This window comes from Bacillus sp. AM 13(2015) (genome assembly GCF_001518755.1).
Classification (GTDB): domain Bacteria; phylum Bacillota; class Bacilli; order Bacillales; family Bacillaceae; genus Bacillus; species Bacillus safensis.
In genome coordinates, this window is sequence record NZ_LKCP01000082.1 from 134,074 (window position 1) to 152,044 (window position 17,971).

At 39.9% G+C, this 17,971-nt stretch carries 22 protein-coding genes; 16 read left to right on the top strand and 6 right to left on the bottom strand.

Features of this window, described 5'->3' with window-relative positions; genetic code table 11:
* Nucleotides 1–5 precede the first annotated feature (5 nt).
* Nucleotides 6–1,316 (top strand): MFS transporter, encoded by a 1,311-nt coding sequence (locus tag AOQ70_RS14290; RefSeq protein ID WP_059377106.1) that lies wholly within the window; start codon nucleotides 6–8, stop codon nucleotides 1,314–1,316.
* A 73-nt stretch (nucleotides 1,317–1,389) separates the two neighbouring features.
* Nucleotides 1,390–2,298: a chemotaxis protein gene (locus AOQ70_RS14295; RefSeq protein ID WP_024424709.1), complete on the top strand. Its 909-nt coding sequence runs from the start codon at nucleotides 1,390–1,392 to the stop codon at nucleotides 2,296–2,298.
* 36 nt (nucleotides 2,299–2,334) lie between these two features.
* Here AOQ70_RS14295 and AOQ70_RS14300 read toward each other — a convergent pair whose 3' ends face one another.
* Nucleotides 2,335–2,796: a YkyB family protein gene (locus AOQ70_RS14300; protein ID WP_008356877.1), complete on the bottom strand. Its 462-nt coding sequence runs from the start codon at nucleotides 2,794–2,796 to the stop codon at nucleotides 2,335–2,337.
* Nucleotides 2,797–3,031: 235 nt separating this feature from the next.
* Here AOQ70_RS14300 and AOQ70_RS19795 point away from each other — a divergent pair, with 235 nt between their 5' ends.
* On the top strand, nucleotides 3,032–3,208 hold the full coding sequence (locus tag AOQ70_RS19795) for a hypothetical protein (protein ID WP_180272404.1): 177 nt from the start codon (nucleotides 3,032–3,034) through the stop codon (nucleotides 3,206–3,208).
* A gap of 92 nt (nucleotides 3,209–3,300) precedes the next feature.
* Here the strand turns inward: AOQ70_RS19795 and AOQ70_RS14305 are convergent, their stop codons facing one another.
* Nucleotides 3,301–4,218 carry an AraC family transcriptional regulator gene (locus AOQ70_RS14305; protein ID WP_059376965.1) on the bottom strand — a complete coding sequence of 306 codons (918 nt, stop codon included), beginning with the start codon at nucleotides 4,216–4,218 and terminating at the stop codon, nucleotides 3,301–3,303.
* A gap of 113 nt (nucleotides 4,219–4,331) precedes the next feature.
* Between AOQ70_RS14305 and AOQ70_RS14310 the strand changes: the two genes are divergently transcribed.
* The gene (locus tag AOQ70_RS14310; protein WP_059376968.1) at nucleotides 4,332–5,228 is read left to right on the top strand and encodes a DMT family transporter; all 897 of its coding nucleotides are present in this window, start codon (nucleotides 4,332–4,334) and stop codon (nucleotides 5,226–5,228) included.
* A 179-nt stretch (nucleotides 5,229–5,407) separates the two neighbouring features.
* Here AOQ70_RS14310 and AOQ70_RS14315 read toward each other — a convergent pair whose 3' ends face one another.
* From AOQ70_RS14315 to AOQ70_RS14330, 4 genes are all read right to left on the bottom strand, one after another.
* On the bottom strand, nucleotides 5,408–5,623 hold the full coding sequence (locus AOQ70_RS14315; RefSeq protein ID WP_039178134.1) for a hypothetical protein: 216 nt from the start codon (nucleotides 5,621–5,623) through the stop codon (nucleotides 5,408–5,410).
* A gap of 194 nt (nucleotides 5,624–5,817) precedes the next feature.
* On the bottom strand, nucleotides 5,818–7,095 hold the full coding sequence (locus AOQ70_RS14320) for an MFS transporter (protein ID WP_039178137.1): 1,278 nt from the start codon (nucleotides 7,093–7,095) through the stop codon (nucleotides 5,818–5,820).
* 73 nt (nucleotides 7,096–7,168) lie between these two features.
* Complete coding sequence (locus tag AOQ70_RS14325; RefSeq protein WP_059376971.1) at nucleotides 7,169–7,666, bottom strand: L,D-transpeptidase family protein; 498 nt, start codon at nucleotides 7,664–7,666, stop codon at nucleotides 7,169–7,171.
* Between the two features lie 156 nt (nucleotides 7,667–7,822).
* The gene (locus AOQ70_RS14330; RefSeq protein WP_059376973.1) at nucleotides 7,823–8,680 is read right to left on the bottom strand and encodes a metallophosphoesterase; all 858 of its coding nucleotides are present in this window, start codon (nucleotides 8,678–8,680) and stop codon (nucleotides 7,823–7,825) included.
* Between the two features lie 138 nt (nucleotides 8,681–8,818).
* Here AOQ70_RS14330 and fadH point away from each other — a divergent pair, with 138 nt between their 5' ends.
* The 12 genes from fadH (at nucleotide 8,819) to dapD (ending at nucleotide 17,965) form a co-directional block, all read left to right on the top strand.
* Nucleotides 8,819–9,583 carry a 2,4-dienoyl-CoA reductase gene (gene fadH, locus AOQ70_RS14335; RefSeq protein ID WP_039178144.1) on the top strand — a complete coding sequence of 255 codons (765 nt, stop codon included), beginning with the start codon at nucleotides 8,819–8,821 and terminating at the stop codon, nucleotides 9,581–9,583.
* 64 nt (nucleotides 9,584–9,647) lie between these two features.
* Nucleotides 9,648–10,868: an EAL domain-containing protein gene (locus tag AOQ70_RS14340; RefSeq protein ID WP_024426863.1), complete on the top strand. Its 1,221-nt coding sequence runs from the start codon at nucleotides 9,648–9,650 to the stop codon at nucleotides 10,866–10,868.
* A gap of 424 nt (nucleotides 10,869–11,292) precedes the next feature.
* On the top strand, nucleotides 11,293–12,189 hold the full coding sequence (locus AOQ70_RS14345) for a manganese catalase family protein (RefSeq protein ID WP_024424718.1): 897 nt from the start codon (nucleotides 11,293–11,295) through the stop codon (nucleotides 12,187–12,189).
* 184 nt (nucleotides 12,190–12,373) lie between these two features.
* On the top strand, nucleotides 12,374–12,616 hold the full coding sequence (locus AOQ70_RS14350) for a YkuJ family protein (protein ID WP_003212254.1): 243 nt from the start codon (nucleotides 12,374–12,376) through the stop codon (nucleotides 12,614–12,616).
* 146 nt (nucleotides 12,617–12,762) lie between these two features.
* Complete coding sequence (locus AOQ70_RS14355) at nucleotides 12,763–13,278, top strand: ribonuclease H-like YkuK family protein (protein WP_039178147.1); 516 nt, start codon at nucleotides 12,763–12,765, stop codon at nucleotides 13,276–13,278.
* 149 nt (nucleotides 13,279–13,427) lie between these two features.
* On the top strand, nucleotides 13,428–13,619 hold the full coding sequence (abbA, locus tag AOQ70_RS14360; RefSeq protein WP_003210802.1) for an antirepressor AbbA: 192 nt from the start codon (nucleotides 13,428–13,430) through the stop codon (nucleotides 13,617–13,619).
* Between the two features lie 146 nt (nucleotides 13,620–13,765).
* The gene (gene cbpB / locus AOQ70_RS14365) at nucleotides 13,766–14,209 is read left to right on the top strand and encodes a cyclic-di-AMP-binding protein CbpB (RefSeq protein WP_039178150.1); all 444 of its coding nucleotides are present in this window, start codon (nucleotides 13,766–13,768) and stop codon (nucleotides 14,207–14,209) included.
* A 96-nt stretch (nucleotides 14,210–14,305) separates the two neighbouring features.
* The gene (locus AOQ70_RS14370; RefSeq protein WP_024424721.1) at nucleotides 14,306–15,187 is read left to right on the top strand and encodes a LysR family transcriptional regulator; all 882 of its coding nucleotides are present in this window, start codon (nucleotides 14,306–14,308) and stop codon (nucleotides 15,185–15,187) included.
* 123 nt (nucleotides 15,188–15,310) lie between these two features.
* Entirely contained in the window at nucleotides 15,311–15,787 is a 477-nt protein-coding gene (locus AOQ70_RS14375) for a flavodoxin (RefSeq protein ID WP_059376975.1), read from the top strand.
* A complete protein-coding gene (locus AOQ70_RS14380) occupies nucleotides 15,777–16,670 on the top strand; it encodes a WD40/YVTN/BNR-like repeat-containing protein (RefSeq protein ID WP_047203683.1) in 894 nt (297 codons plus the stop codon). Before AOQ70_RS14375 ends, AOQ70_RS14380 begins: the two co-directional genes overlap by 11 nt.
* Nucleotides 16,671–16,686: 16 nt before the next feature.
* On the top strand, nucleotides 16,687–17,145 hold the full coding sequence (locus AOQ70_RS14385) for a flavodoxin (protein WP_039178158.1): 459 nt from the start codon (nucleotides 16,687–16,689) through the stop codon (nucleotides 17,143–17,145).
* Nucleotides 17,146–17,254: 109 nt separating this feature from the next.
* Nucleotides 17,255–17,965, top strand: a complete 711-nt coding sequence (dapD, locus tag AOQ70_RS14390) for a 2,3,4,5-tetrahydropyridine-2,6-dicarboxylate N-acetyltransferase (RefSeq protein ID WP_039178160.1) — start codon at nucleotides 17,255–17,257, stop codon at nucleotides 17,963–17,965.
* Nucleotides 17,966–17,971: the final 6 nt, after the last annotated feature.

The following is a 17,971-nucleotide window of genomic DNA, read 5'->3' on the forward strand; positions in this document are numbered from 1 at the left end:
ATCGATTGAGAACAGGAAAAAAGACCGCACAGAAAAAAGGGGCAGGCTTCGGGCTGTTTTTGACAGCACCTGTGTTAGCCTGGGCGTTGTATGATTTTGCAAATACGATCTTTTCATCAAATATGATCACCATTTTCTTCCCGTTTTACTTGCAGGAAACGATCGGGGACAGTGCGAGAATGGACCAGATCGCCAGCACCTTTATTTCTTATGCAAACGCACTAGCCAGCTTTTTTCTCGTCATTTTTACACCTTTATACGGAGTGCTGATTGATCGTACAGGAAAAAAGAAACGCTACATTACGGTGTTTACGTTCATATGTATTGCTTGTACGGTGTTGATGGGGATTTTTGCTGGGATTGATTTCTCAAGTGAATGGTTTGGGCTGCCTGTTTCTTTATTGGTCGTGGTTACCTTGTTTGTGATCGCAAAGTTTTTCTATCATTCTAGTCTTGTTTTCTATGACACCATTTTGCCCGATCTTGGGACAAAGGATGAAATCCCGCTTATTTCTGGATTTGGTATCGCCGTTGGCTATTTAGGGACACTTGTCGGCCTCTCTGTTTATTTACTTGTCGGCAATGACCAGTTTCATGAAGCATTTATCCCAACAGCTCTTTTATTCCTTCTCTTTTCCCTACCCTTTCTCTTTTTTGTAAAAGATCCTCATCCGCTGCCTCAGCAAGAGAAAAAGACATCTTTTTTCAGCGGGTATAAAGAGATTGTTCACACGTTTAAAGAGATGAAAAGGTACAAGCCAGCTTTTATTTTTATGATCGCCTTCTTTTTTATGAATGATGCCTTACAAACAGCAATTGCGATGATGGCTGTTTATGCCAAAATCATTATTGGCTTTACAGCTGGGCAATTTATTTTACTCTATCTTGTGTCGACCATTTCAAGTATCATTGGCTCCTTTCTGTTTGGTTATATCACAAAAGCGATAGGGGCAAAACGCTCGATCACCGTCGTGTATGTCATTTTAATTGTGGCGCTCATTCTAGCTGTGACAGCGACAACCGAATGGGTCTTCTGGGTAGCTGGCAGTTTATTTGGGATTTCACTTGGCGCAAGTTGGGGGGCATCACGAATCTTGATTATTGAACTGACACCGAAGGAAAAGCGAGGACAGTTTTTTGGCCTTTTTGCCTTCTCAGGGAAGGTGTCTTCCATTATCGGGCCCATTATTTATGGCTCAGTTACCCTGCTGTTTGCAGAGCACGGAAATCTCGCAAGCCGCCTAGCACTAGGGTCTTTGCTCATCCTTGCAGCGATAGGACTTGTGATTCATCAATTCGTTCGAGAGAAAGCGTAAAGAAACGTCAACTTTTTACCTATGCTGCCGATATAAAAAGTACAATCTAATATTGAAGAATAGAGGGATTTCCGTGGCTTTAAATAAACAAGAAATTTTACTTGACTCTGGTACCAATGAATTGGAAATTGTGAAGTTTGAAATTGGTGCAAATCAATTCGGCATTAACGTCATGAAAGTAAGAGAAATCATTCAGCCAGTTGAGGTGACGGTTGTACCGCACTCTCACCAAGATGTAGAAGGAATGATTAGTTTACGAGGCGAGATTTTACCAGTCATCAATCTATTTTCCTTTTTTAATGTCGAGTCAGATCAGTCGGAACAAGAGAAATATATTGTGACTGAATTCAACCAACGGAAATTTGTGTTCCATACAGGAACAGTATCACAAATTCACCGCGTCAGCTGGGAAGAGATTGAGAAGCCGACTGCACTGAATCAAGGGATGGACCGTCATTTAACGGGCATCATTAAGCTTGATGAAAAAATGATTTTCCTTCCAGATTACGAAAAAATCATTTATGATATTGAATCCGCTTCAGGTGTTGATACGTATCATATGTTTGACGGTGAGAAAGACGAGAGAAGAACAGGGAAGAAGCTGTATGTCGTTGAAGATTCTCCGCTTCTCATGCGTTTATTAACAAATGAATTAACCGAAGCAGGCTATAAAAACATTGTGACCTTTGAAGATGGCAAACAGGCATATGATCATGTCATGGATCTTGTCAGCAAAGGAATCAGTGTGACAGAAGAAATTGATATGATTATTACGGATATTGAAATGCCTAAAATGGATGGCCACAGGCTAACAAAACTGCTGAAGGACAATCCTTTAACAAATTCTATTCCGATTCTTATTTTCTCTTCGTTAATTACTGAAGATTTGCGTCATAAAGGGGAAACGATCGGTGCAGATGATCAAATCAGTAAACCAGAAATTCATCAGCTGATTGAAAAGGTCGATCATTTTATTATCTAAACAAAAAACCACTCGGCATGAGTGGTTTTTTTCTGTTTAAAAATAACTTTCCCCGAGTCGTTTGAAGACGGGCTTTGTGTAATGTGATTTTTGTTTTGTGGCGGCAGGTTTTTCTTTTAAACCGACATATGTTTGAAGTATTTGTTTTGCTCGGTTTAATGACATATTCGCTTTCGGATTGCGATATGATTGATTTAAATTTCCTAAGTGTGGCAAAAATTCGAAGTCTTCTTTCGTTGGTGGCAGGTGAAAATAATAATCTCCAATTTCAATCAGCACGTCGGACTGTTGTTGACTATACTTGGGATTGTTAGAGAAATGTAGGCCCACTTTTCTTCCTTTACCTTCTTGCAATAGTTTTTGCAGCGCGCGTTTTTTCAAAAGATAAAGAAACTTGGGGTTTGGTGCGGTTTTAGCATGGCGGTTAACAGTATAAATGGCTTTTGCGATGTTTTCTGCTGTAGGTTCTATGTCTTTAGTATGAGCATAATCGTCCATTTTTTCTCTCCTTTGTCTTTCGTCTTCCTGTGCTTAGTATAAATTATACGTTTTTATTAGTAAATTGCAAATAGAGATATTGTAAAAAGAAAACCTTTGGTATAAAGGGATTATGGAGGGTTAAAAATTTTGTGTGTTCGAATCCCCCCAATCTCCCCCCAAAAAACTTCAACTGATTCTATTTCTGTTGATTATATAGTATGTATAGAAGTTATTAATGAAAGGAGGTAATATCATGACATTCAAAAAAGCATTCAATATAGGTTATCTTGTGTTGCTTTTATCTTTTGTTGTCGTATATTTCTTGCTTCCAGCCGATCAATTATTTACAGCAATTATGATCCTCACCGTACTATTCGGAGTATATCAATTTGTGATTTTTAAGAAACTAAAAGAACAAAAACAGCAATAAAAAACGCCCTTGTCTGCATTAGGCGAGGGCGATTGAAATGTAGCCATTCTCATCGTTTGTATTTACAAAAGCCATTTAAGACGCCTTCTGCATTATTTTTCTTCTATCCATTTTATCTGGAGAGAATCCAGCTGTTTTAATTTTCTATATGCTAAAGGTGTCGTATTTTTTATTCTTTTAAACAAATTGATAAAATAACTTGTGCTGTTAAAGCCTACTTGGTAGGCGATTTCTGTAATATTGAAATTCGTTTCTTGGAGCAGGACGAGGCTTTGCTGAATTCTATATTCATTTACATAATGCATGGGTGATTTCTTTAAAATGTCTTTGAAGGATCTGCAGCATTCTGAGCGGCTTAACTGTCCTGCACGAGCAATATCTTCGAGAAGGATCTTTTCATGATAATGCTGGTGAATCCAATTCAGCATAAGTTTCATCCGTTCATTTTTATCGTGTTTACGCGCATCATGTTTCATTTGGAAGCCGTTTTGTAATAAGCATTTCCAAATGGTGATAAGCTGAATATTGAGTTCAAGTTCATAATATACCGGAGTTTCATCAATTAATTGTTGAATGGTTTGAATGCATTGATAGATCTGCTTTGGCCAGTGATCTTTTCGGTTGAATAAAATATAAGGTGTCTGGCTCGCATGCATATAGGGGTGGACAAAAGTGGTGAATAATTCATTCGCTGTGATGAAGTAGGGAGAGACATTTAAACAAACATAAGTACATGCCGTCCCATTCGGATCTTTTGCCATGTGCAGGCAGCCACTATTGATGAAAATGCCATCTCCTTGCTTTACATATAATGTCTCTTCATTGATATGAAATTCAGCCTCACCCTCTAAAATAAAGACAAATTGAAACTCGTCATGCCAGTGAAGAGGGATATAGCCGCTTCTATGATGACGAATTTTCGTATGATAAATAGCAATAGGCCATGTTGTTGTAGAATGCTCCGTCAATTCTTTCAGGTTGTAGTCAATCAGAAAATGATGGTTGTGCATAATTCTCCTCAATATTCTTTTATTTTTATGTTCAATTAATATATCAATATGTAACAAAGTGAACTACTATCAACTATATTATCATGATTTGTTAAGAATTGAGGAGAATGAAAATGAATAGGAGAAAGGGCATTTTACTTGTACTCATAGGCGCCATCTGCTGGGGTGTAGGAGGAACGATTTCACAAAAATTGTTTCAGCAATATGGGATTGATGTCAATTGGCTTGTGACGGTCCGGCTGCTCATTTCAGGGGGATTGCTTTTATTTGTTCATGTGATGACAAAAGAAAAAACACATCTGTTCGGTGTGTGGCAAAAGAAGAGGACAGCGATGCAAGTCCTTCTATTTGGGCTAATGGGTATGCTGGCTGTTCAATATACTTATATGGCATCCATTCAACATGGAAATGCTGCTGTGGCAACGCTGCTGCAGTATACAGCCCCTGTCATGATTATCGTGTATTTGGTCATTCGCAGGCAATCAACCTTCACTAGAAGAGATTTGATTACAGTGGTATTGGCTTTGGCGGGTATGTTTTTCTTATTGACGAATGGTTCTATTTCAACATTAACCGTTCCATTTGTGGCAGTAATTTGGGGAATACTATCGGCTGTGGCGCTCTCGTTTTATACGTTATATCCGATCAGCCTGTTAAAACAATTCGACTCTCTAGTGGTTGTCGGCTGGGCGATGCTTATAGGAGGAGGCGCCCTTAGCTTGATCCATCCTCCATGGAAGGTCAATCTCACTCATTTACCTTTTGAAGCGTATGTCTATTTATTGTTTGTGGTCATATTTGGAACGATGATCGCTTTTTGGTTTTACATAGAAAGTTTGCAATACTTATCACCAAAAGAGTCGAGCTTAATTGGAAGTGTTGAGCCCCTTGCAGCAGTCGTCACGACTGTTTTCTGGTTAAAAGAGCCATTCGGACTTTTCCAATGGATAGGGACAGCTTGTATTGTCTATATGATTTTATTCTTGGCATTGTATCAGCCGAAAAAATGAGCGGGGTGGGCGATGAACAATAGAAGGAATGATAAGAAGAATTGACTGAATTAAATATAAACAAAGTGAACTATTAGTTCATGATAACTACCTATTTATCAAAATGGGTAGTTTCTCAAATGATATTTTTTTATATATGCAGCCCACCATATGCGCGTATATGTGATGCATAGGATGAATTATTTTGTATGAATAGAATAAGCGCAATAAAAACAACCATTAAAGTCAGTTTCATTCGTCATTTGTTTGGCTTCATCCATGGCGCTTTCGCCATTCATGTGCAGGCCAATCAACGTACGGCTTGCAGCATCGCCTAAAAATGCACAATCTTCTGTATGTACAACAAACTGTCCCTGTTCATTTTTAGTATGAATAAAATAGTAACTTTTTAGCATTTCTTTCACCTCCAACCTGACTATCCTACTATAAAACGTTTAAAGATGTAAAGGAATTTTATTGTGAAAAACATGAAAAAATGGATCAATAAAGCAAGGCTTCAAGCAGATTCTCTCAACAGAAAAATGCATGAAGGACGTTTCAGCCATGCAAAAAGGACTTTCCTGAAAAGAAAGTCCTTTTTGCTATTTACTTATTGAACTCCCTGCCCTTTTAGTTCACGCTGCACGTCTAAGTCGTCAGCTTCTCTGCTAAACTTTGGCAGTGTAATGAAGTAAAAAAGGAAGACAAGTAAAATAATAAAGCCCATTCCGTAATAAATATAAGAAACATTTGTGATGAGTTTTGGAAATAATACCGCAATCAGACCTAATGTCATCGATTGAGCAAACATAGTGAGCGGGTCAACCCATCCTGACACACGACCCATCAGTCGAGGATGGACGATTCTAGGCAGCCAGCCTCCAATGACAATGTTGACTGGGCCAATGCATGTACCAATGACAAATGACGTGACATAAAACAACCATAAGGTATGGGTAGAACCAAGGACAAAAATCAAAATACCTGCGACCAAAATTGGAATCGACATGAGATATTGCATCTTTACCTTTTTAGCGAGGACAGAGCCCATTAAGCTTCCAACGAGCAAGCCTGCACCGATCGCAATGGTAAAGAAGGATGTATGCAGTTCAAAATGGTCTGGTGAAAGTCCATATTTCATTGTAAACATCGGAAGAACGGCAAATGCGCCATTGACTAGACCGAAAACAAAAAAGCCAAAAATTAAAGAAGCCAATAATTTATTTTTTAAAATATATAGGATGCCTTCTTTAAAATCTTTCAGAGACGTTTTGATGGTCATGCCTCTCCAGCCAGCTTGTCCATTTGGCTGACGCGCTTCAATTGGAATGTTACATGAACGAATCAGGATGCCTGAAATAATAAAGCTGACCAAATCAATTGTAATGGCACCGTGAAGTCCAATCGTCTTATACATAATGGCACCAAGTCCAACGCCAAATACCATAAATAAACTAAACAGCATTTGATTTAAGCCAGCGGCTTTTGCATATTGATCTTTATTTAAAATCGCCTGAACGAGAGAAGCTTCAGCTGGATAGAAGAACTTCGTAATAGCACTTCGAATAAACAAGATCAAGAAAATAAGTGGCAGTGAATTAAAATAAATAACAATGAATAATACAATCGTCAGCCCAGCTCGTATCCAATCACAGTTCTCTGCGACTTTTTTACGATCAAAACGGTCTGCGACCACACCCACCATAAAAAAGACAAAGACGGTAGGAAGAGAATACATAAGTTCAGCCAATGTGGCGTATGCGGGCTGATGACTAAAATGGTCGAGCAAATAAAAGGCAAACGCCATATTGCCTACTGTTGTCCCCATTTGCGAAGCAAGTGCCGCAAAAAAGAGACGAACAAAATTTCTGTTTTTAAAAATATCCATAAATACGCTCCTTAACCTGAAGATCCCACTTTATATCATATAAAATTTTAACCATTCGTACAATTGATTTCATCTACTGGCTAATGGTCACAGGTGTTCCGTTTGGAACGAGTGAAGCAAGCTCGATGACATTCTGATTATACATGCGAATGCATCCTCTAGAAACAGCTTTACCAATTGAAGACGGGTTATTCGTACCGTGAATGCCGTAATGAATTTTTGAGAGGCTCAGCCAATAAGCGCCAAAGGGGCCTCCTGGGTTTGGCTGTCTGTTGACAATATAATAAGAACCTGTCGGTGTCATATTTAAAATTTTCCCTGTTGCAATCGGATACGAACGAATAAGCTGTGATCCAGAAAACAAAACGAGACGTTTCGTTGAAATCGAAACAAAGATGCGGTATGGGATCGTATTAGGATCTGGCAAACCAGGTATGATGATGACCTCATTTTGTTCAGGCTGGCGAGCTTGAAGTGACGGATTTGCAGCCTTTAAGGCATCTGTTGTTGTTCGAAAATCAAGCGCTATAGAAGCAAGAGTTTCTCCTCTTTTCACTGTATATCGCAGCACCAAAGTACACTCCTTTTACTCAAATAAAAGAAGCCATGATGCCGTCACTTGACATACTATATGGACGGAATCAGGCCCAGTAAGGTTTCTCCTAACATTTGTCATGAAAAAGAACTCTGATTATACATATGCAGGAGAGGGCGGTTTGGCTTCTATTTATACACGAGATGTAAAGGTAAAAAAGGTTAACTCTGGCTTGGCTAAAAACCGAAGCGGGAGACGTGTTGTCCCAAGTCCACGGTTGACATAGATGCGGTGCTGATCGCTTTCGTATAAACCTTCTACATATGTACGGCCATAAGGTGCTGTGAGAATCGGTCCATAGAAAGGCAGCTGCACTTGACCGCCATGCGTATGCCCGGAAAGCTGCAAGTTAATAGGTGTTGTTTTCAGCTCTAATGCTGCATCAGGCTCATGGACGAGCAGCAACGTAAATAAATCAGATGATACTTCCCGTTTGATCAAATCGTAATCAGGCACGCTCATCATAAGATCATCCAGTGCAGCAATCTGAATATGTGCATGATCTTTTTCTAATAGAAACACATCATTTTTACATAATGTAAATCCACAAGCCTCCATTGTTTTCTCATAAAGCTCCACTCCGAATGGTCCGTAGTCATGATTTCCGTAGATGGCTAGTTTACCGAACGGAGCATGAAGCTTATTCAAATAAGTCTTCGCTTTTTCATGCTCTTGGGTGGATGCTTGAAAATCAACGAGATCACCTGTGAACACAATGAGATCTGGAGATGCAGCATTGATTTTCTGAACGATGGCTTCTAGGTCCTTCGCAGGAAATGTATCACTCAAATGAACGTCACTAAATTGGGCTATTTTAAACTGGTCAAATGAAGCTGGAAGCTGAGCATCTTGAATGGTCAGTGACACGGTATCGATCATGCGCGGCTCAATGTACCTGGCATATCCATATCCACAACTTGTAGCCAAAAAACCGAGAATACTCGCACCAGCTGCTCCTTTTAAAAATTGTCTGCGGGAAAGCTGCTTCATATAAGACTCCTTTATAAATAAAATTAAGTATAGCATCATATTTGGATAATCTCCCATATGGTGCACCGAGGGTCAATCATGATATGATAGACAATAATGAATGAATAGTCATTCAAATCATACAAAGGGGGAGAACAAATGACGAAGCAAACAGTGATTGTCACAGGGGGATCAAGCGGTATGGGGAAGGCAATGGCTGCCCATTTGGCAGCTGAAGGCTGGAATGTTGTGATTACTGGTAGAACGGAAGAGACGCTGGAAAAGACGGCAAAAGAAATGAAGCAGAAGGGCGGAGCAGTCGCTTACTTCCAAATGGATGTGCGAAACCCAGAGGATGCTGACCAAATGGTCAAGTTTGCGGTGGATACATTTGGTGATGTCGATGCCCTCATTAACAACGCAGCAGGAAATTTTTTAGTGCCAGCAGAAAAGCTGTCTCCTAACGGCTGGAAAGCTGTGATTGATATTGTGTTAAATGGTACATTTTTTTGCAGCCATGCAGTGGGCAATTACTGGATTCGGCAAAAGAAAAGGGGCAGTATACTTAACATGGTGGCTACCTATGCATGGGGTGCTGGTGTAGGCGTGGCGCATTCGGCGGCAGCAAAGGCCGGCGTGTTGTCCCTGACTCGAACGCTTGCTGTTGAATGGGGGAGGCAATATCGAATTCGCGTCAATGCCATCGCACCAGGCCCAATCGAGAGAACAGGCGGAGCAGATAAACTATGGGAATCAGAAGAAGCAGCGCAAAGAACATTAGATAGCGTTCCTCTTGGCAGACTGGGCACACCTGAGGAAATTGCAGCGCTTGCGAGCTTTTTATTATCGGAGCATGCGTCGTATATAAATGGAGATTGTATTACGATGGATGGGGGACAATGGCTCAACCAATCACCATTTTGATTGACGATGTAAGACCTGCTTTTGATGTGGTATAATCACACAAAGAGAGAAGCAGGTGATGAAAATGGTCGATCCATTGGATATTTTAACGAATATTGAAGATGTTTTCCCGCACTATCAAGCAATATTCAGTGCGGAAGAGCAAAAAGTGATAGGCTATGAGATTCTAGGAAGAATGAAGCTTGAGTCAGAAACGGTCAGCCTAGGCTCCTTCTTTACGGATTCATCTATTCCTGACGAATATAAATTGGAAGTAGATCACAAAGTACTGACTCAAGCACTTGATCTCTTCACAACAGCAGATGACGATTTGCTCATTTTTATTAATCATGATGCCAATATCCTCATGCTGGATCACGGGGAAAGCTTTTTAGAACTCTTAAAGGAATATGAAGCAAGGGGCATTCAGCTTAACCGGTTTGTTATTGAGTTTGCAGAGCATACGTTTAGCGGCGACATTGAACAGCTATACCATACGTTAACGTATTATCGTACATATGGGATTAAAATCGCCGTCTCAAATATAGGAAAAGAAAGCAGTAATCTGGACCGGATTGCCTTGCTTTCACCTGATTTATTAAAAATAGATTTACAGGCATTAAAGGCATCGGCTCCATCTCCTTCCTATGAATATGTCTTGTACAGCATTTCATTGCTTGCAAGAAAAATAGGAGCTGCTTTAATTTATGAGGACATTGAAGCAAATTTCCAGCTACAGTATGCTTGGAGAAATGGCGGGAGATATTTTCAAGGGTTCTATCTTCATGAGCCTGCAGGAGAATTAATCGATCGAAGCCACCGAAAAGATCAGCTTAGAGAAGAATTCCAGCAATTTATTGCCCATGAGAAAAAGAAGCTGCAAGCTGTCTACGAACATTCTGAAACATTTTATAAACGAATTCATCAAGCTGTTACGACTTTAAAGAAATCGTGCAGCACAAATGATGAGCTCATTCAAAAACTGGCACTTGAACTAACAGATTGCAGCTTTCGGATTTATATGTGTAATGAAGAAGGCTTTCAAATCACTGGAAATGTGTTCAAAAAAGAAGAAGAATGGTTGTTTCAGCCGGAGTATATAGAAAAAAACTGGAGCTGGCGTCCTTATTTCCTAGCAAATATTCTTCAAATGAGAATTAGCGGAAAAGGATTTTTCAGCGATATTTATAGTGATTTAGAAACAGGTGAGAGGATACGTACGTTTTCTTATCCTTTAGAGGGAGATATGTATTTGTTTATAGACCTTCCATATGCCTATTTATATGAGCAAGATGGATTAATTTGAAGACGCGGCGTGAAGACTAATCCTCGCATTCTTTGTCAGTCCTGCGTGGCAGTGCTCATGAATGTACAATTCGCTCCGGTACCCGTCCTTCCTAGACTTCAAAGGTTTTCTATACACTGAAATGTAAATAAAAGGAATCTTAGCCTTTTGTCATCAATCTGAGCAGCCTCGTAGGCTGCTTTTTTTGATAGAAAAAAGAAAAATTAAAAAATGGTTGACAATGAAACTGATAATCATTATCATTTAGTTATAGAGAGAAGCTACTCTCTGTTCCCCAACCCCTCTATCAGATCAAGATCCAAAAAACTTGGCGCTACCCCCGCCAAGTTTTTTTTGTGCTTCAATCTTTCCCTTCATGCATAGGACAGCCCAAACCCTCCATACATCTTAAGTGATGATAGTTAGACAGTAGGAGGGAAACATCATGATCAAACGTGACACGCGGCTGCTCATTGATTTGCCAAGACCAGATCACCCAGATGCAAATGGTGCCGCTGCTGTGCAAGAATTACTCGGCGGAAAATTCGGTGAAATGTCCACATTAAATAATTACATGTTTCAATCCTTTAACTTTAGAGGGAAACGAAAACTCAAACCGTTTTATGACCTCGTATCCAGTATTACAGCTGAAGAATTCGGTCATGTTGAGCTTGTGACCACAGCCATCAATCTCATGATTACCGGAACCACCCATGGCGGGGACCCAGATACGACGCCGATGAAGGCAGCTGTCGATAAACGAAATACACAGCATTTTATTCAAACAGCCCAAACAGGCTATCCGTTTGATTCAATGGCAAAACCTTGGACAGGAGAGAATGTGTTCTCAAGCGGCAACCTGATTCTTGACCTCCTTCATAATTTCTTCCTTGAATGCGGAGCACGTACGCACAAAATGCGTGTATATGAAATGACGGACCACCCTACAGCAAGAGAGATGATCGGTTATTTACTTGTCAGGGGCGGCGTGCATATTGTGGCATATGCAAAGGCACTAGAAGTCGCTACAGGAGTAGATGTAGGGAAGATGCTGCCAATCCCAAATCTTGATAACAAATACTTTGATTCAGCGAGAAAATTTGAAGATCAGAATGTTCATACAAAGCTGTATACATTTAGTGATACGGACTACAAGGATATCAATAAAATTTGGAAAGGCAGCCACCCGATTGATGGAAAGCCGCTCACAGTCATTGAAGGCACCCCGCAAGGTGCACCTGTGCCAGATTATAGAGAATTACCGGAAGAGTTTGCTCCAGGCATATCAAAAGAGGATTTTGATGAAATTGCGAAACGACTGATGAGATCTGCTGGTTTATAAAAATCATGGTGCATGAGATTAGAAAAAAGACTCAAACTAAAAAAACAGATTCTTTTTCTTTTTTTGAATTCAAGAGGAAAAATATCATCTGAGAACACTTTATGGTATGATGCTTTGTAGGACTTGTGTATAATCAATACGGGTTCATCTTGAGTTGTTTTTTTGAAAGGAGTCTTTTTTTAGAATGTCACAATTAATGGGTATCATTACAAGGCTGCAAAGTCTTCAAGAGACAGCAGAAGCTGCAAACGAGCCGGCACAGCGTTATTTCGAAGTGAACGGTGAGAAAATCTGTAGTGTTAAGTATTTCGAAAAGAATCAAACGTTTGAATTGACTGTTTTTCAACAAGGGGATAAGCCAAACACTTTCCCATTTGACAACATTGATATGATTTCGATTGAGATTTTTGAGCTTCTACAATCCTAAGCTGAATCGTATGAAATGTTTTTTCTGAGGATTCCTTCGTTTATTGCGGCAGCATACATGGATCATCATAGATGATATGTACAAATGGAAGATGATCAATCAGCGCATTTTTCGGATAAGAGACCATTAAAAAGGAGTTCCTTTCTGTGAGTGATTCTTTTTTCTACAATCTTTCTGAAGATCGTTTAGCGTTTTCTGATGTCGTCATGAGAATGAAAGACTTTATTCGAAAAGACCCTAGATCCGCCTATGTGTTATCAATTGGTACGGATTCTCAGGTCAATCAAAATGTCACAACATTTATGACTGCAATTCATCTCCACCGGATTGGCAAAGGAGCTTGGGGCTGCCTCACACAACAAGTGATTGAAAGACCCGTGCAAAGTCTTAGAGAAAAAATTTCATTAGAGACAGCGTTTAGCCAAAAGGTATGTGCAGACATCCTTGAGGGGCCTTTAACAGAACTGATGGATTTGCTTCTTCCGTTTGCTGAGGAAGGGGCAGACCTTCGTTTTGAAGCCCATCTGGATATTGGCAAAAAAGGAAGTACGAAAGAGCTGATCCAGGAAATGACCGGAATGATCACAGCTATGGGAATTGAAGCAAAAATAAAACCCGACTCATATGCAGCATTTTGCTATGCCAATCGATACACAAAATAAATTCCGTCATTTTTCTCCAAACCTTGTCGAAACGTGCGGTTGACGATTCGATTCTAGTTCCTTATTCTAGCTGTATAGAGAGGAAGCAGACATTCAAAAGCCTGCTAATCAATATAAAAGCATATATGAAACAGGGGGCCTGATGTTGAATGAGCGTCATCGAAAATCGTTTTAATGAAGAAGAGAAAAAGCTATTATTAAACGTATTGCTGAATCAGGAATATGCTGTCGAATTACTAAGCAGTGAGATCAATGATATAGAATGTGGAACAAAAAATGTCGACGACAATACGTATAAGCAATTGATCACATTGTATGACAGAGTAAGGTTTGAGAATTAATATTGGTTTAACATTCTATTAGATACTCGGGGGCTGAGTATCTTTTTTATGCAGAAAAAATCTTTCGACAAAATTCGTTTTAGTTTATGCTTAATTGTAATGGGGAATGTATGATTGATGATTGAGAGAAAAGGGGTCGAAGAAACATGATAGAGATAGAGCCGACTCAATTGCTTGAGTCCACAGTAGCCGAGCATATGATTGATGCAGATAAAGTCGCACATGTTCAAATTGGCAATAACCTTGAGCATGCCCTATTGGTTCTAACCAAAACAGGATATACAGCTATTCCGGTATTAGACGCTTCTTATCATTTACACGGGTTAATTGGAACGAATATGATTATGGATAAAATCTTCGGTTTAGAACGAATCGAATTTGAGAAGCTCGACCAGTTGAAGGTCGAAGAGGTTATGCTGAAAGATATTCCGAGACTCAAAACGACAGATCCTGTAATAAAAGGCGTTCACGCTGTGACGAATAATGGATTTGTTTGTGTAGTAAATGAGGAGCAAGTCTTTGAAGGCATTTTTACTCGACGAGTTGTATTAAAGCGCTTAAATGAGGTCATTCATTCCGCGAAAAAATGAGCTGGAGCCCAGCTTATTTTTTTTGCCTTCATAAGTTAAAATTTATATAATGAGCATATGAAATAAGAAAAACTTATAGAGAGAAAGGGGACGCCCATGCAGCTTCAGGAGTTACATATGCTTGTTGTGCTAAGTGAAGAATTGAATATGAGGAAGGCTTCGGAACGGCTCTTTGTCTCTCAGCCTGCATTATCACAAAGATTGCAGACAATCGAAAAGGAATGGGGAACGAAAATCTTTTTTCGTTCACAAAAGGGGCTGACCGTGACTTCAGCAGGTGAACAGATTATCCAATTTGCAAAAGAAGTAACGGTTGAACAGGATCGAGTGAGAGAACGAATTGATGAACTTGAGGGTGACATTCATGGTACACTCAAGCTTGCGGTGGCGTCGATTATTGGACAGCACTGGCTGCCAAAGGTGTTAAAACGGTATGTCGAAAAATATCCAAATGCCAAGGTGTCACTCGTTACCGGCTGGAGCAGTGAAATGCTCAAAAGCTTGTATGAAGACCACGTGCACATAGGAATCATCCGCGGAAACCCTGATTGGAAGGGGACAAAGGAATACTTAATGACAGATCATTTATATTTAGTCGATTCCGTGATCAAGGACGTAGATGAATTAATCAAGACTGAGCGGCCATTTATCCAATTTAAAAGCGACAGCACGTATTATCAGGAAATCCAGCACTGGTGGCATCAAAAATTTAAAGTATCTCCAAAGCAGACGATTTTAGTAGACCAAATTGAAACATGTAAACAAATGGCCTACCACGGCATCGGCTACGCCATTTTGCCTTCTGTTACTCTATATGACCACGAAAAAAGTGTTTATAAAACACCGCTTGTTGATGTGAACGGAGAGCAAATCGGCCGTGACACATGGCTGCTAGGCTATGAAGCGTCTTTTCAGTTAAAACAGGTACAAGCATTTGTTGGTGTGGTTAAAGAAATGCTTGAAAATGATGCCGTGTAAGTACCTTCTTGGAATAGGGAGGTACTTTTTTTTATGAAATCATTTGACAATGAAAATCATTATCATTTAAAGTGTACATATAATAATTGAAAATGATTATCATTTAGATGAGGTGACCGATAGATGAAAGCACTAATTGCATTTGCGAGTATGTCTGGAAATACGGAAGATATGGCAGCGATCTTAAAGCAAACACTTGAAGGAAAAGGGATACATACAGAGATGATGGAATTTGATGATATGAACGCAGAGGACCTATCCTCATACGATTACGTATTCATTGGTTCTTATACTTGGGGTGATGGAGATTTGCCATATGAAGCAGAGGATTTTTATGAGGAGGTCTCTACTCTTGAACTTAGTCACATAAAAGCAGCTGTCTTTGGATCGGGTGATTACAGCTATCCAAAGTTTTGCGAGGCTGTCCATACATTCCATGACATGCTGAAATCAACGGGTGCATCTGTTTTTCCTGAAACATTAAAAATGGAGCTTGCACCGGATACAGATGAAGATGTGGCGTGCTGTCAGGAATTTGCTGTGAGCTTTTTAACGTGGGCCGCTTTGTCTGAGAAACGAGTTGAAAATCATGTTTCATAAAGGAGCAACAGCCGTTGCAGCATCTAAAAGTGGTGGATACTTTGTTGCTGTAAAACGTGAAGGTATTTTTCACTATAGTGTGGAGAGCGGATGGCAGCAGCTGTTTAAGCTCAAGCATAAAATTCATGCGATCAGCTATATTGGTCCTTATTTATTCGGTGTTGGTGAAAATGGCACAGTGATTAGATCAGGAGATGAAGGCAATACATGGGCCTTATCTTCATTTCCAACAAACGCAGTCGTCTGGTCTATTACAGGACGCAATGATGGGTTTGTATGTGCGCACGGAAAACATAGTATCTATGTGTCAAATGATTTCGGAATTTCCTGGGAAATTATGAAGCCATTTGCTCATGTGAATCATCCGCCGGTCATTCGTTCTTTATGTGCTGCAGGTGACCACCTTTATATTGGAACACAGATTCATGAGGTTCACGGAGGAATATGGGTGTATGACTTGCAGAGTGAACAGATTTTTCTTTTAAACAGAGAGGAGCACCGAATGACAGCTTCTATGCTGCTCTGTCATGAACATCTTCTTGTTTGTGCATTAGGTTCAAAAAAAGGCAAAAAAGGATCTGTTCAAATTTTAGATTTACATACAAATATTCTGCATGATATTCAATCACAGGCCTTTGCTAGAGAAGAATCATTTTTGGATGTATCAGAGGATAATGGCATTGTGTATGTGACCACCTCACAAGACGAACACGGATTTTCTAAAGTGTATCAGCTTGATATTGAGCAAAAAGAGCTCAAATGGTTTGATACGATCAAAGGACACGGTTTTCGTGTAGCCAATCAAAACGAAAACTTTTTCTGTGCGGGTTTATATGAAAGTAAGTTTGTCAGGCCGTATGAGGAGCCAGCGTTGATTCATTGATAAGGAGGAAGAAAAAGTGACAGAAAAGGTTTTATTGGTGTATGCCACGATGTCTGGAAATACAGAAGCGATGGCAGATTTAATTGAAAAAGGTATAACGGAAGCAGGAGCCAGCGTGGACCGGCATGAAGCGATGGATATTGATGCCGAGCTGCTTAATGATTACTCGCACATTATGTTAGGTGCGTATACATGGGGAGATGGCGATCTTCCGGATGATTTTATTGATTTATATGAAGAAATGGAAGAGCTTGATTTAACAGGAAAAGCATTTGCAGTATTCGGTTCTGGTGATACATCTTACGAACATTTTTGCGGAGCTGTTGACCTAATCGAAGAAAAAGTGAAGGAGCTTGGCGGTGACATTGTCCTCCCATCAGTTAAAATTGAGCTGAATCCAGAAGGAGAGGAAGAAGACGAATTAATTTCTTTTGGTAAACAATTTGTTCAGCTTCACCAGCAAGAAGCGGGATAATCGGTCCCGCTTGTTTTATTTTCCATTGAGGAGATGACTCTTTCACTTGTCATTAAAACACTCCTTTGGTACAGTAATGAAGTATAAATTAAGAGGAGGACATACATACATGAAACAAATGGACGCTAATGAAATTATTTCATTTATTCAAAATAGTACAAAATCAACACCTGTCAAAGTCTATATTAAAGGTGACTTAGAAGGTATTGAGTTTGGTGAACATGCAAAAACATTCATCACAGGAAACACTGGAGTTGTTTTCGGTGAGTGGAGTGAAATTCAAGAAGTGCTAGCATCAAACAAAGACAAAATTGAAGATGTTGTCGTGGAAAATGACCGCCGCAACTCTGCAATTCCGATGTTAGATTTGAAAAACATTAAAGCCCGTATTGAGCCAGGGGCAATCATCCGTGACCAAGTTGAAATCGGTGATAATGCAGTTATTATGATGGGTGCTTCTATTAATATCGGTTCTGTAATCGGCGAAGGTACGATGATTGACATGAACGTGGTGCTTGGCGGCCGTGCGACAGTAGGTAAGAACTGTCATATCGGTGCTGGGTCTGTTCTTGCAGGTGTTATTGAGCCGCCGTCTGCCAAACCAGTTGTGGTAGAAGATGACGTTGTCATCGGTGCGAACGCTGTTGTTCTAGAAGGCGTGACAATTGGTAAAGGTGCAGTAGTAGCTGCTGGTGCGATCGTTGTGAACGATGTAGAGCCTTACACAGTTGTAGCGGGTACACCTGCTAAGAAAATCAAAGACATCGATGAAAAAACAAAAGGTAAGACAGAAATTAAACAAGAACTGCGTCAGCTTTAATTCATA